Origin of the sequence: Herbidospora mongoliensis (genome assembly GCF_001570545.1) — a bacterium.
In the GTDB taxonomy this organism is placed as follows: Bacteria; Actinomycetota; Actinomycetes; order Streptosporangiales; family Streptosporangiaceae; genus Herbidospora; species Herbidospora mongoliensis.
The window spans coordinates 89,579-102,312 of the sequence record NZ_BBXD01000009.1; the positions used below are offsets into that span (position 1 = coordinate 89,579).

12 protein-coding genes and 1 tRNA gene are annotated in these 12,734 nt (G+C 70.4%); 8 read left to right on the forward strand and 5 right to left on the reverse strand.

Annotation, left to right across the window (positions count from 1 at the left end):
• The first annotated feature begins 57 nt into the window (after window positions 1–57).
• Complete coding sequence (locus AW272_RS04860; RefSeq protein ID WP_083958016.1) at window positions 58–696, forward strand: TetR/AcrR family transcriptional regulator; 639 nt, start codon at window positions 58–60, stop codon at window positions 694–696.
• Here the strand turns inward: AW272_RS04860 and AW272_RS04865 are convergent.
• Entirely contained in the window at window positions 675–1,481 is an 807-nt protein-coding gene (locus AW272_RS04865) for an aldo/keto reductase (RefSeq protein WP_066361344.1), read from the reverse strand. The two genes, AW272_RS04860 and AW272_RS04865, sit on opposite strands and share 22 nt — an antisense overlap.
• Window positions 1,478–1,825 carry an MmcQ/YjbR family DNA-binding protein gene (locus AW272_RS04870; protein WP_066361346.1) on the reverse strand — a complete coding sequence of 116 codons (348 nt, stop codon included), beginning with the start codon at window positions 1,823–1,825 and terminating at the stop codon, window positions 1,478–1,480. Before AW272_RS04870 ends, AW272_RS04865 begins: the two co-directional genes overlap by 4 nt.
• Before the next feature lie 166 nt (window positions 1,826–1,991).
• On the opposite strand from AW272_RS04870, the gene AW272_RS04875 reads away from it, so the two are divergent.
• From AW272_RS04875 to AW272_RS04890, 4 genes are all read left to right on the forward strand, one after another.
• Window positions 1,992–2,741: a lytic polysaccharide monooxygenase gene (locus AW272_RS04875; protein ID WP_066361347.1), complete on the forward strand. Its 750-nt coding sequence runs from the start codon at window positions 1,992–1,994 to the stop codon at window positions 2,739–2,741.
• A gap of 69 nt (window positions 2,742–2,810) precedes the next feature.
• Complete coding sequence (locus AW272_RS04880; protein ID WP_066361349.1) at window positions 2,811–3,341, forward strand: DUF305 domain-containing protein; 531 nt, start codon at window positions 2,811–2,813, stop codon at window positions 3,339–3,341.
• 35 nt (window positions 3,342–3,376) lie between these two features.
• Window positions 3,377–4,699: a phytase gene (locus AW272_RS04885; protein ID WP_083958017.1), complete on the forward strand. Its 1,323-nt coding sequence runs from the start codon at window positions 3,377–3,379 to the stop codon at window positions 4,697–4,699.
• A gap of 45 nt (window positions 4,700–4,744) precedes the next feature.
• The gene (locus tag AW272_RS04890) at window positions 4,745–5,311 is read left to right on the forward strand and encodes a PadR family transcriptional regulator (RefSeq protein WP_066361350.1); all 567 of its coding nucleotides are present in this window, start codon (window positions 4,745–4,747) and stop codon (window positions 5,309–5,311) included.
• Here AW272_RS04890 and AW272_RS04895 read toward each other — a convergent pair.
• On the reverse strand, window positions 5,298–6,068 hold the full coding sequence (locus tag AW272_RS04895; RefSeq protein WP_066361352.1) for an SGNH/GDSL hydrolase family protein: 771 nt from the start codon (window positions 6,066–6,068) through the stop codon (window positions 5,298–5,300). The two genes, AW272_RS04890 and AW272_RS04895, sit on opposite strands and share 14 nt — an antisense overlap.
• Window positions 6,069–6,163: 95 nt before the next feature.
• Here AW272_RS04895 and AW272_RS04900 point away from each other — a divergent pair, with 95 nt between their 5' ends.
• Together AW272_RS04900 and AW272_RS04905 are read left to right on the forward strand one after the other, a co-directional pair.
• Window positions 6,164–8,362: an ABC transporter permease gene (locus AW272_RS04900; RefSeq protein WP_066361353.1), complete on the forward strand. Its 2,199-nt coding sequence runs from the start codon at window positions 6,164–6,166 to the stop codon at window positions 8,360–8,362.
• Window positions 8,363–8,573: 211 nt separating this feature from the next.
• Window positions 8,574–8,646, forward strand: a tRNA-Met gene (locus AW272_RS04905).
• Window positions 8,647–9,011: 365 nt separating this feature from the next.
• Here the strand turns inward: AW272_RS04905 and AW272_RS04910 are convergent.
• The gene (locus tag AW272_RS04910) at window positions 9,012–9,632 is read right to left on the reverse strand and encodes a fasciclin domain-containing protein (protein ID WP_066361355.1); all 621 of its coding nucleotides are present in this window, start codon (window positions 9,630–9,632) and stop codon (window positions 9,012–9,014) included.
• 22 nt (window positions 9,633–9,654) lie between these two features.
• The gene (locus AW272_RS04915; protein ID WP_439649138.1) at window positions 9,655–11,040 is read right to left on the reverse strand and encodes a molybdopterin-dependent oxidoreductase; all 1,386 of its coding nucleotides are present in this window, start codon (window positions 11,038–11,040) and stop codon (window positions 9,655–9,657) included.
• A gap of 241 nt (window positions 11,041–11,281) precedes the next feature.
• Here AW272_RS04915 and AW272_RS04920 point away from each other — a divergent pair, with 241 nt between their 5' ends.
• Window positions 11,282–12,715 (forward strand): MFS transporter, encoded by a 1,434-nt coding sequence (locus tag AW272_RS04920; RefSeq protein ID WP_066361357.1) that lies wholly within the window; start codon window positions 11,282–11,284, stop codon window positions 12,713–12,715.
• The last annotated feature ends 19 nt before the right edge of the window (window positions 12,716–12,734 follow it).

The window sequence follows — 12,734 nt, forward strand, 5'->3', positions numbered from 1 at the left end:
GCTGGCCGTCCGCGAAGGCCGCTTTGACCGGACTTCCCGGAGTTAACCTGCTGACCTGTGAGCACCGATCCCGGTATGCCCATTCCGGGACCCGGCCGTCCGCGAGACGCCGAGGTCGACCGGAAGGCCCTCAGAGCCGCGCTGGCCCTGTACGCCGAACTGGGCTGGGCGAAGTTCACGCTCGACGCGGTCGCCCGCCGGGCGGGCATCGGCAAGGCCGCACTTTACCGGCGCTGGCCCAGCCGCGAGCGGCTGATCGCCGACGCCATCGAGTCTGCGCTGGTCGGGCCGTCGTTCGACATCGACACCGGCACACTGCGGCAGGATCTGCGGGAACTCACGGGCGCGATGCTCTCCCACTACTTGGGGCCCTACGGGCTGGCGGGGCTGCGGCTGATCGTCGAGGCGAAGGCCTATCCCGAACTCTTCTCCCCCGTGACGGGGGTGATCCGGCGGTCGCGCGTGCTGGAGGCGCGGGCCATCATCCGGCGCGCGATCGCCCGGGGGGAACTCGGCGCCGACGCCTCACCCACGTTGATTCTCGACACGCTGCTCGGCGCGGTGCTGCAACATGTGATGGCGACGCCGGAGGAGCTCCGCGAGGAGATGCGGACCCAGGCGTCGGCGTACGCCGACCGGCTGATCGAGTTCGTGATGACGGCGGCGACCGTGCTCTATCCCCCGGCGAAGGCCTGAAGCCGGTCGAACCGCTCGTCGCCGAGCTCCAGGTCGGCCGCGGCCAGATTCTCCGCCAGGTGAGCCTCCGAGGTCGTGCCGGGAATGGGCAGCATGTTGGGCGCGCGCCGCAGCAACCACGCCAGCGACACCTGCGCCGGCGTCGCGCCGAGCTCCCCGGCGACCTCCTTCACCACGGTGTTCGAGGCCGCGACGGGATAGAACGGCACGAACGCGATGCCCAGTTCGGTGGTCCGGTCGAGCACGGCCTCGTGGGTGCGGTCTCCCACGTTGTACGCGTTCTGCACCGCCCCGATCGCGGTGATGCGCAGCGCGGCGTCGAGCTGCTCGACGCTCACCTCGGACAGCCCGATGGTCCCGATCTTCCCCGCTTCCCGTAACTCGACCAGCGCGCCGAGCTGGTCTTCCAGGGCCACCAGCGGATCGATGCGGTGCAGGTAGAAGAGCGGGATGTGATCGACCCGCAGCCTGCGCAGACTGAGCTCGGCCTGCTGCTTCAGATAGGCGGGGTTCCCGACGGGCACCCACTCGCCCGGGGACGGACGGGTCTCCCCCGCCTTGGTCGCGATCAGCAGCCCGTCGGGGTAGGGGTGCAGCGCCTCGGCGATGAGGGCCTCGTTGTCGCCGAGCGCGTAGACGTCGGCGGTGTCGATGAGCGGCACCCCGAGTTCGGCCACTCTCCTGAGCAGCTTGACGGCCGCCGGACGGTCGGCGGGGCCGTGCCAGATGTCCGCATCGGCGAGGCGCATCGCGCCGAAGCCGATCGCGCCGGTCGGAATGGTCATGACAGTTCTCCCAGGTGTTCGCGGACGACCTTCTTGGGGACGCACATCCGCCAGGCGTCGACGACCAGTTCGCGCATCTGGGCGGGGTCGAGCCGGTCGAGCCGGCACTCCACCCACTGGTAGCGCATGTCGACAGGACCCGGCAGGAAGAAGGTCTCGGGCTGAGCCGCGACCAGGGCGGCGCGCTCCTCCTTCGGGTAGCCGAAGCCCATCGTCGTCTCGTCGCGGCTGAACGCGACGTAGACGATCCGCCCGACGCGGAACTTGACCCGGTCGCGGATCAGGTGCTCGGTCGTGCGGGGCAGGGGCAGCGCGACCCGGCGCACGTCGTCGACGTCGACCATCGGGGAACCTCCTTGAACGCAGGCGTCCAGAGCACCGTATCTGGGTGTACCGACAACTAAACGGCCCTGTTGACCGACGTCCTGACAGGTGGCCCCTTACACCATTTACTCTTAGGAAACTTTCTTTTACATTGCTCGGAAGCCCCCCAGGAAAGGAGAGCTTCGCATGAAGAAAACGATCTTGTCGATCGTCACGGCCCTGGCCGCCGTGGCATCGACGCTGGTCGTCCTCACCGCCCCCGCGAACGCCCACGGTTACATTTCCTCGCCGCCCAGCCGGCAGGCGAACTGTGCCCAGGGCCGGGTGGCCAACTGCGGCCCGATCGTCTACGAGCCGCAGTCGGTCGAGGGTGCCAAGGGTCAGAAGAACTGCCACGGAGGTCTCGGACAGTTCGCGCAACTGAGCGATGAGAGCAAGCCGTGGCCGGCCACGTCGGTCGGGCAGAACGTGACCTTCAACTGGGTCCTGACCGCCCGTCACTCGACGAGCACGTGGGAGTACTTCATCGGCAACACCCGGGTCGCCGTCTTCAACGACGGCGGACGCCAGCCGGGCGCCACGGTCTCCCACAACGTGAACCTCGGCGGTTTCTCCGGACGTCAGCGCCTGCTGGCCGTCTGGAACATCGCCGACACCCCGATGGCCTTCTACAGCTGCGTCGACCTCCAGATCGGCGGTGGCGGCGGCAACCCGAACCCGACGCCGACCCCCACGCCGACCGTCACCCCCCGTCCGCCGTCGCCGACGCCCACGGTCACCCCGCCCCCCGCGGGTGGAACGTGGCGTGCCGGTGTGTCGTACGCGACCGGTTCCACCGTGACCTACGGTGGCGCCACCTACCGCTGCCTCCAGGCGCACACCTCGCTCACGGGCTGGGAACCGCCGAACGTGCCCGCGCTCTGGTCCCGCGTGTAGGCGACTGAAGACCGCCGGCACGGCGCAGTCCGCGCGCCGTGCCGGCTCCTGATCAACGATGAGGGATAGATGAAGCGTCTGGCAATCGTCCTGGCCCTCGTGGCCGGATGTTCCGCCCCTCCGCCGCCGCCGTCGTTCAACGCGGCCGACGTGATGTTCCTGCAGATGATGATCCCGCATCATGAGCAGGGCATCGAGATGGCGAAGATAGCCGAGCGACGGGCCGTCCGCCCCGAGGTGAAGGCGCTGGCGTCGGCGATCAGCGCCACCCAGTCGGACGAGGCGAAGACCATGACGACCCGCCTGACGAGGTGGGAGCAGCCGATGGACGCGGCCCCCGGCGCGCACGACGCCCACGGCGGCCTGCACGACACCCGCCCCTCCGACATCCTGTCGCTGAACGACCTCCCGGACGACCAGTTCGACACGAACTTCCTGAACCTGCTCACCGGCCACCAGCACAACGCCGTCGACATGGCCCGCACCGAGGTGAAGACGGGCCAGGACACCGCGACGAAAGACCTGGCCAAACGCATCGAGGACTCACGCAACGCCCAGATCAAGGAGATGCTCCGGCTCCTGGCCGCTCCCCCGCGTTAACCCGCCCGACAGGTTGATCGGGCAGCCTCTCGCGTGTGACCCGCACCCCCAAAGCCGCGCTGGCGGTCGGCGTACTCGCCACCGTCCTGCTCTCCGCCGCCCCCGCCTCGGCCGAGGGCCCCGAGGTCGTGACGACCGACAACGAGACCCCCGTCCTCTACGACGACTCCCGTGGAGGGAACGCGTCCGGTGACGACCCGGCGATCTGGGTCCACCCCCGCGACTCCCGCAAGTCGGTCGTCATCGTCACCGCCAAGGAGGGCGGCCTGCGCGTCTACGACCTTCGCTCACGCGAGCTGCAGTCTTTGAAGGCGACCAAGGCGCCTCGGCGCGATTCCAAAGAAGGGCGCTACAACAACGTCGACATCGCCTACGGCGTTTCTTTGAGCGGCCGCGAGGTCGACGTGGCCGTCGTCTCCGACCGGTACAACGACCAGGTCCGCTTCTTCGCCATCGACCCCGCCGGGTCGTCTTCGCACAGGCCGCTGCGCGAAGTGACGGCGCGGGACCAGAAGTTCCTGTTCAGCAAGGACCGCAAGACGGTCGACGAGGAGCACACGGCCTACGGCCTGGCCGTCTACCAGCCCCGCCCCGGCGTCTCCTATGCGGTGGTGACCCAGGAGGGTGCGACGACGATCGCGACCGCCCGGATCGTCGAGAAGAACGGGCGGCTGGGCTACACCGACGTCAGGAAGCAGACCATGCCCGCGAGCTTCCCGCTGCCTGACGGGAAGACCTGGAAGCCGTGCGACGAGCCCGGCGCGCTCCCCCACTTCGAGGGCTTGTCCGTCGACCAGCGTTCCGGGGTTCTGTACGCGGCCCAGGAGGACGTCGGGTTGTGGCGTCTCCAGCTGCCGCTGGGGTCCTCGAAGCCGAAGCTGATCGACAAGGTGAAGAACTTCGGCATCGAGGCGACGTACGACGAGGAGACCGAGGAGTGCACCCCGGTCGACCCGGACGCCTCCGGGTTCGGCGGCGATCGGTTGACCGCTGACGCCGAGGGTGTCGACATCTACTACGCGGGCGGCTCGGCCGGTTACGTGATCGTGTCCAGCCAGGGCGACGACACGTTCACCGTCTATGACCGGCAGGGCGCCAACAAGGCGCTGGGGACGTTCCGGATCAAGGGCGTCAAAGGCGTGGACGACGTCAACGGGTCCGACGGACTCACGGTGACCAACCGTCCGGTCGGGAAGTACACGAAGGGCCTCCTCGTCACCCACGACGAGCCGGACACCGGACGGAACGTGAACGAGAAGCGCGACGCGACGAACTTCTCCTACGTTTCGTGGGGCGACGTGGCCCGCGCGCTGCGCCTGAAGGTCGACACCAAGTGGGGCAACGACCCCCGCTTCTGATCATGCCCGTGGATACCCGGGCCTCGCCGGTTGGTTGAATGAGCCATGGCACTGCGCAACGCGATCATGGCCACCCTCCTCGACGGCGAGGCCTCCGGCTATGACCTGACCAAGAGCTTCGCCGCCTCGGTGGCGAACTTCTGGATGGCCACCCCGCAGCAGCTCTACCGCGAGCTGGAGCGCATGGAGGGCGACGGGCTGATCGCGGCCCGGGTCGTGGAGCAGGAACGACGCCCCAACAAGCGGGTCTTCTCGCTGACCCCGGCGGGTCTGGAGACCCTGTGCGACTTCACGGCGGAACCGCCCCGGCCGAGCGTGATCCGCGACGAGCTCATGGTGAAGGTCCAGGCCGTCGACTCCGGCGACATGGAGGCCGTCCGCACGGCGGTGTCCGAATGGCGGTCGTGGTCGGAGGCCAAGGTCGCCCGCTTCGAACGGCTGCGGCTGCGGCTGCTGGGCGGGGTGCCTGAAGAGGACTATCTGGTGAGCACCGCCAGGGTCGGGCCTTACCTGACGCTGATGCGGGGGCTGGCGTTCGAGAAGGAGAACGTGGCCTGGGCGGACAGGGTGCAGGCGATCCTGGAGCGACGGCTGGAGCTCATCCGCGGATGACGGCGGCCAGCTCAGGCCGCTTGGCGGTCCGGCCGTCGCCGGAGGAGCGGCCCCTGATGCGGCGCACCACCCACGGGCCGAGGAAGGCGCCGAGCCAGACCAGCTCCGCCTGATATCTGGCCAGCCTGGCGGGGGCCTCCAGGGGCGGCAGCGGGTCGGCCCAGGAGGCGTCGCAACCGGGCAGGCCCAGCGTGTGAGCCGCGGCGGCGGCCATCCTGGCGTGCCCCAGCGGGGTGGCGTGGATGCGGTCACGCGACCACAAACGGGGGTCGACGCTGATGTCGTAGGAGAACGTGTCGACGACGATGACGCCGTGGTCGCGGGCCGAGGCGCGGATCGCGTCGTTGAGCCGGAGGACCTTCGGGCGCAGGTGCCGGGCCAGCGGCACGATCCTCGCCACATCCGGGAAGGTGAAGGTCACCACGGTCGCGCCGGAGTCACTGAAGGCGGCGTAGAGGGTGTCGAGATCGGCCATCACCGCGTCGATGTCGACGCCCGGCCTGACGAGGTCGTTCATGCCGGCCATGACGGAGACCAGGTCGGGCTTCAGCGCGAGGGCGGGTTCGAGCTGAGTCGTCAGGATGTGACGGGTGAGCTGGCCCCGGACGGCGAGGTTGGCGTAGTGGATCCCGTCGTGGTGGACGGCCAGCGTCTCGGCGAACCGGTCGGCCCAGCCCCGGTAGCCGCTGTGCTCGTCGCCGTCGTTGAGCCCTTCGGTCTGACTGTCGCCGACGGCGACGTAGCGCAGGTAGCCCATCCCGACTCCTTCATAGTCAATTAGTTGAATAGTAGCCATAGCGAGTAGGGGATAACCCTCTGGGTGTACGGCCGCCACTCGGCGACAGTGGGACCGTGACCACGTGGCTGGCGCTGGAGCTACGGCGCAAGTGGCGGGTGCTGACGGTCCTCGCGCTGCTGACCGCGCTGACCGGCACCGTCGTGTTCACCACGCTCGCCGCGGCCCGGCGCGGGGCCGGCGCCCTCGGCCGGATGGCCGCCGTCACCCTCCCCGCCACCGCCGGAGTGCTGCCGAACCGCCCCGGCTTCGACTGGTCTGTCGTGCGCGGCCTCCCAGGCGTCGAAGCGGTCGGTACGTTCAGCTTCAACTCCTCGGGCAACGAGCTCAACCCCGCCCCGGACGGGGTGTGGTTCCCCCCGGCCGATCCGGCGTACATGCGTGACGTGGAACGCCCGGTCGTCCTGGAGGGCCGCCTGTTCGACCCGGGCGATCCGGCCGAGGCGGTCATCACCCCCGAGTACGCCGTCCGGCACGACCGCGCGGTCGGGGACGTCGTCCGGTTGCGTCTCACTCCCGACGGCGACGCGCGGGCGGATGTGACGATCGTGGGCGTCGTACGGTCCTATCTGTTCTGGGATCCGCCCGGCTCCACAGGTGGGCTCTGGACCTCCCCCGCGCTCTTCGCCGCCCACCGGGACCTGTTCGCGGGGATGCCGCTGAACGGTCTCGTCCGGCTCCGCGACGGCGAGGCCGGGCTGCCCGCGTTCCAGTTGGCCCTGCGCGCGGCCACCGGCGAGGAGATCCAGGTGTGGAACGTGGCCGCGCAGCTGCGCCGCGAACAGACGGTGACCGGCTACCAGAGCGCGACGCTGGTGGCGTTCGCGGCCGCGGCCCTCCTGGCGGGGGCGGTGCTGGTCGGCCAGGCGGCCGGGCGGGTGACGGCGGGGGCGCGCGCCGAACTCGGCGCGTTGCGCGGCTGGCTGAGCCCCCGCGAGACGACCGGGTTCGCGGTGGTCGCCCCTGCCCTGGCGGTGAGTTCCGGGGCGCTGCTGGCCGTACCGGCTGCGGTGGCGTTGTCGCCGTTGGGGCCCATCGGGCTGGCCGCGAGCTTCGAACCCGCGCCGGGGACGGCCGTCGACGCGGCGGTGCTCACGGCCGGGCCCGTCGTGCTGGCCGTTCTCGTCCTCGCCGGTGTGTGGCGCGTCCCCCACCGGGTGAACCCACGCCGCTCCCGGCTGGTCGGCTCGACCGTGCCGGTCATTCTGGGGGTACGTCACGGCGTCGGCCCCGGCCCGGGACGCGCCTCCCTGCTCGGCGCGGTGACCGGTGTCGCGGGGGTCGCGGCCGTGCTGACCTTCTCCAGCGGGATCGCGGCGGCCGACGTCGGCCGGTTCGGGTTCACCCACGAGATCACCGTCACGGTCGAAGCCGATTCCGGTCCGGTCGTGGCCCCGCTGCTCGCGGATCCCGACGTCGAGGGCCTCAGTGACGTGCGAGCTTCGGTCGCGGCGTCCGGTGATCGCTCGCTCACCCTGTTCGCCCGGACGACTCATGGACGGGCCCCCGACCTGGTGCTCACCCAGGGCCGTGCGCCGACCGGCCCGGACGAGATCGCGCTGGGGCCGTTGAGCGGGGCGTACCGGATCGGTTCTCAGGTCAGCCTGACCGGCCCGGCGGGCAGCGCCCGCTTCACCGTCGCCGGCATCGGATTCGTGCCCGAAGCGGGCCAGAACGACTACGGCACCGGGGGCTGGCTCACCCCGGCCGGCTATGACCGGCTGTTCCGCGCCGACCAGTACCGTTTCGTCGGTGTCCGGCTGAAGCCCGGCACCACCGGGAGCGGGCTCGTCACCGCCGTCGGCCCCCTCGGCCTCGTCGAACCCACCCCGGAACCGGCCGAGATCCGGCTCCTCCACGACCTTCGCTGGCCACCGGCCGTGGTGGCGGCGTTCCTCGCCCTCCTCGGTCTCGGCGGCCTCACCCACGCGCTGTCCACCACCGCCCGGCGGCGCGAACTCCTGCTGGCACGGGCCCTCGGCCTCACTCCCGGCCAGGCCAGGCTGACCGTGCTCACCCAGGCGACGGCCATCGCCGCGACGGCGCTGCTGGCCGGATTGCCACTGGGCGTGGCGGCCGGACGGATCGCATGGCGGGTGGTCAGCGAGACGACCCCGCTGTTGTACGTGGCACCGTGGACGTGGACCGTCCTGTCACTGGTGCCGGCGGCATTCGCGGGGGCGGCGGTGGCGAGCCTGTATCCGGGGCGACGCGTGGCCCGCGCGAACATGGCCGCCGCGCTGAGAGCGGGGTAGCGATTCCCGGCGGCCCGGATCGATAACCTCTCGCGCCCGATCAGGTCGGTCCTGCATGCTTGTCGCCACACGTCGAACGGAATCAGAAGGGGTCTGCCATGCGGTGTCATCCCCGAATGCCCCTGCTTGGGGAGGCTCACGTGTGACGCTGGTCGCGTCGATCACGTGAGCCGTCTCGGACCAGATCGGGTCCGAGACGGCTTTCTCTTTGGGCGGGTGAGGGCGCTGGTGTGCTCGACGGTTTCATACGCCGTTCTGGGTGGGTTCGATTCCCACACCCGCCACCGGGCGACGTACGAGAAAGATGAGAGCGGAACCGTCAGAAGCACGTTGAGAAGAACCTGAATCACGTCGCCCTCGGCGAAGTGCCGCAGGGGGATCAGGTTGAGGTAGCGGCCACCCGCGCCGGGGTTCCCGTGCGGCATCACCTGCGTCGCGCAGACGAACGTCGCCGCCGCGCCGGTCAAGAGGAAGTCGGCGAAGCGGCGGCGTACCGCGTATAAGACCACCGCGTAGCCGACCAGGGTGACCACCACGATCAGTGGGACAAGGCCCGCCAGGTGCCGCGTGTGGTTCAGGCGGTGATCGTGGTCGGCATGGGCCACCAGCGTGCCACACGCCGATCACGGAACCCCTGTCGTCCTGGGGACTACATCGGCATCAGGACCTTGTCGATGATGTAGACGGTCGCGTTGCCGGTCTGGACGCCGCCGCACACGATCTTCGCCTCGTTGACGGTGAGGTCCTCGCCCGCGCCCGTCACGGCCAAAGTGCCGCCCTGGAGCGTCGCGGGCACGGCGCCGGGGAGGGCCGAAGGCGCCAGGCGGCCCTGGACCACGTGGTAGGTGAGGATCTTGGTCAGCAGCTCCTTGTCGGCCAGGACCTTGTCGAGCTGGTCCTTCGGGATGGCGGCGAACGCGTCATCGGTGGGGGCGAAGACGGTGATGTCCTTGGCGGAGTTGAGGGTGTCGACCAGGCCGGCCTTCTTCACGGCGGTCACGAGGGTCGACAGGACCGGGTTGTTGGAGGCCGCGGTGGCCACCGGGTCGTCGGCCATGCCGGTGAAGCTGCCCTCGCCCGCGGCCGGTACGGCCGAGCAGGCCGGGCCGAACGGCCCGGCGGCCGGCTGGGCGGCGGCGGAAGCCGGCTCGGTCACCGGGGCGGGGACGTTCACCGGGGCCTCCGCCGCGGTGCCGGCGGTTCCGGCTCCGCAGGCCGAGGTCGCGGCGATGGCGGCGGTGGCCAGGGCGAGCAGGAACGTCTTCTTCATCGAATCCTCTTTCCGGTGCGGGTCACGGGACCGTGACCACGATTGAGTGGTGGCCGGTGGCGCCGTCGGGGAAGGGCGGCACGCGGGCCATCTGCTGGGTCCGTCCGGCGCCGTCGGTGGCGCGGACCTCCAGGCGGTGGGTTCCCGGGGTGGCCTGCCACGTCCAGGCCCACTGGCGCCAGGTGTCGACGCCGGGCACGTCGGCCAGGCGGGCCTGCGACCAGGGGCCGCCGTCCGCGCGGACCTCGACGGCGGCGACGCCCCGGTGCTGCGCCCAGGCGACTCCGGCGACCTGGACGGGGCCCGGCGCCACCCGGGCCAGCGGGGCGGGCACGTCTATGCGCGACATCGTCTTGACCGGGCCGTCCGCCGCCCAGCCCCGGCGGACCCAGTAGGCCTGTTCGGCGGCGAACGTGGTGAGCTTCAGTTCGACGACCCATTTGGTGGCGGAGGCGTAGCCGTACAGGCCGGGGACGACCATGCGGGCGGGGAAGCCGTGCTCGGCGGGCAGGACCTCGCCGTTCATCGCGACGGCGAGGAGGGCGTCGCGGCCGTCCATGACGGCGGTGAGCGGGGTGCCGCAGGTGAAGCCGTCGGCGGAGGTGCTGAGGAGCTGGTCGGCGCCTCGGCGCACCCCCGCCTCGCGGAGCAGGTTGAGCAGGGGCGCGCCGAGCCATCGGGCGTGGCCGGCGTAGGGGCCGCCGACCTCGTTGGACACGCAGGTCAGAGTGATGTCACGTTCCACGAGCGGGCGCGCGAGAAGGTCTTCGAGGTCGATCTCCAGGGGGCGGTCGACCATGCCGGTGATCCGCAGCGTCCAGTCGCTCGGGTCCACCCGGGGGACGACCAAAGCGGTGTCGACCCGGTAGAAGTCGCGGTTGGGCGTGGTGAAGGGGGTGAGGCCGGGGATCCGGAGGTCGGCACCTGCGGGCAGCGGTTTCGCGGGGATCACCGGCCGGGGCAGCCGGAACGTGGCCGCCACCGCGCGCCCGGCGCCGGCCACCCGCCCGATCACTCCCCCGGCCGCAGCGGTTACGAGCAGCCCGAACGACCCGGCCAGGAAAAGCCGCCGCCCTCCCGGCAACCGCCTCTTCGGCCACGCCCGCTCACCCCGCAACGCGACTGCCAGCAGCAGTGCCGCGGCTCCGGCAAGCCCGGATACGACCGAAGGCACCGCATCCAGCCAACTCGCCCCAGGTCGACCGGCCGCCACGACCGCGGCGACTGTCCCGGCGCACCCGATGGCGGCCGCCGCGAAGCCCGGCCGCCGTTCGGCGGCTCGGCCGAGGGCCATGGCGATGGCCGCCACCACCAGGACCATGCCGCCGATCAGGACGGCCTTGTCGTAGACCCCGAACGTCCGGATGGCGAAGTCCTTGAGGACAGCCGGAGTGGCGTCGATGACCATCCCGCCGACGGCGACGAGCGGTGACGCCGACGGGCGGAGCGCGATCGCGGTCAGTTCGCCCACGCCCAGCGCCACGGCTGCCGCGGACAGTCCTCGCGCCGACTCCCGGATGAATCTCACGCGGGGTCTTCGGAGCGGCGCGCTCCTCGGATTGCCCTGACTTCACAGATCGTGGCCACTCGACGACAAAATGCAACCGCATCGTCACATCGGGCCAGGTCAACTGGGGTACGCACGGCGGGTGGCCACCACCTGTACCCGGCCCGGCGTCGTGCTGGCCGTCTGCTGTGTCAGCGTGTTCATCGTCGGCATGGACAGCAGCATCCTCAATGTCGCGCTGCCCTCGATCCAGCATGTCTTCGGCGCCTCCATCTCGGGAGCGCAGTGGACGCTGGACGCCTACACCCTGACGCTGGCCTCGTTCCTGATGCTGTCCGCCTCCACGGCGGACCGGATCGGGAGAAGGAAGGTCTTCCAGACGGGGCTCGCGGTCTTCACCACCGGGTCGCTTCTGTGCAGTCTCGCGCCCAGTCTCGAATGGCTGATCATCTTCCGGGTCATCCAGGCGGTGGGGGGCAGCATGCTCAACCCGGTCGCGATGTCGATCATCACCAACACGTTCACCGAACCCCGGGCGCGAGCCAGGGCCATCGGCGCCTGGGGCGGGGTGGTGGGCGTCAGCGTCGCGGCGGGGCCGCTCATCGGCGGCGCTCTGGTCGAGTTCATCGACTGGCGCGCCGTGTTCTGGGTCAACGTCCCGATCGGTATCGCCGCGTTCATCCTCGCTATGCGCGACGTGCCGGAGTCGAAGGCGCCGCATCGACGCAAGTTCGACCCGGCGGGACAGATCCTCGTCGTCGGCACCGTGTTCCTGCTGACGTTCGGCATCATCGAGGCGCCTCACACCGGCTGGGGGTCCCCGCAGATCGTCCTCTGCCTGTTCGCCTCGGTGGCCTGCCTGATCGCGCTGATCTTCGTCGAGCTGCACAAGAGCGAACCGCTGGTGGACGTCAGGTTCTTCAAGGCGCCACCGTTCGCGGGGGCCACCTCGATCGCGCTGATCCTGTTCACCGCCCAGGGCGGGTTCCTGATCCTCAACACGCTGTACCTGCAGGACATCCGCGGGTTCTCACCGCTGGAGGCGGGGGTCTCGATCCTGCCGATGCCGGCGCTGATGGCGATCTTCGGGCCGATCTCCGGGCGGGTCGTCGGCAGGTACGGGCCACGGCCGTCCATGCTCCTGGGGAGCACCGGCAGCATCTGCGCGGGCCTGCTCGCGGCCATCCCGCCCGAGCTCCCGACCGGAATCCGGATGTACGTGTGTTACGCCCTCATGGGCTTCGGGATCGGCTGGCTGAACGCCGCGATCACCACCACGGCCGTGTCCGGGATGCCCAACGCGCAGGCGGGAGTCGCGGCCGGGATCACCTCGACCATGCGGCAGACGGGCGTGACGCTCGGGGTGGCGATCATCGGGAGCGTCCTCGCCACGCACGTCACGGTGCTGGCGCCCGGTCCGGCCTACTCGGCGGCCTACCGGATCTGCTGGGCGATCATCACGACCTGTGGGGTCCTGGTGCTGATCATCGGGTTGATCACGACGGGGCGGTGGGCGCAGCGGGCGGTCTACCGGCAGGTGAGCAAGCATCCGATGGAGAAGATCTGGCATCCCTAGGACTTTCCTGACTTTCGTC

Excerpts from the sequence above, each read along its gene's own strand:
- AW272_RS04910 (WP_066361355.1), bottom strand. The coding sequence starts at position 9,632 with ATGAAGAAGACGTTCCTGCTCGCCCTGGCCACCGCCGCCATCGCCGCG.
- AW272_RS04870 (WP_066361346.1), bottom strand. The coding sequence starts at position 1,825 with ATGGTCGACGTCGACGACGTGCGCCGGGTCGCGCTGCCCCTGCCCCGC.
- AW272_RS04880 (WP_066361349.1), top strand. The coding sequence starts at position 2,811 with ATGAAGCGTCTGGCAATCGTCCTGGCCCTCGTGGCCGGATGTTCCGCC.
- AW272_RS04865 (WP_066361344.1), bottom strand. The coding sequence starts at position 1,481 with ATGACCATTCCGACCGGCGCGATCGGCTTCGGCGCGATGCGCCTCGCC.
- AW272_RS04875 (WP_066361347.1), top strand. The coding sequence starts at position 1,992 with ATGAAGAAAACGATCTTGTCGATCGTCACGGCCCTGGCCGCCGTGGCA.
- AW272_RS04915 (WP_439649138.1), bottom strand. The coding sequence starts at position 11,040 with ATGGTCATCGACGCCACTCCGGCTGTCCTCAAGGACTTCGCCATCCGG.
- AW272_RS04895 (WP_066361352.1), bottom strand. The coding sequence starts at position 6,068 with ATGGGCTACCTGCGCTACGTCGCCGTCGGCGACAGTCAGACCGAAGGG.
- AW272_RS04890 (WP_066361350.1), top strand. The coding sequence starts at position 4,745 with ATGGCACTGCGCAACGCGATCATGGCCACCCTCCTCGACGGCGAGGCC.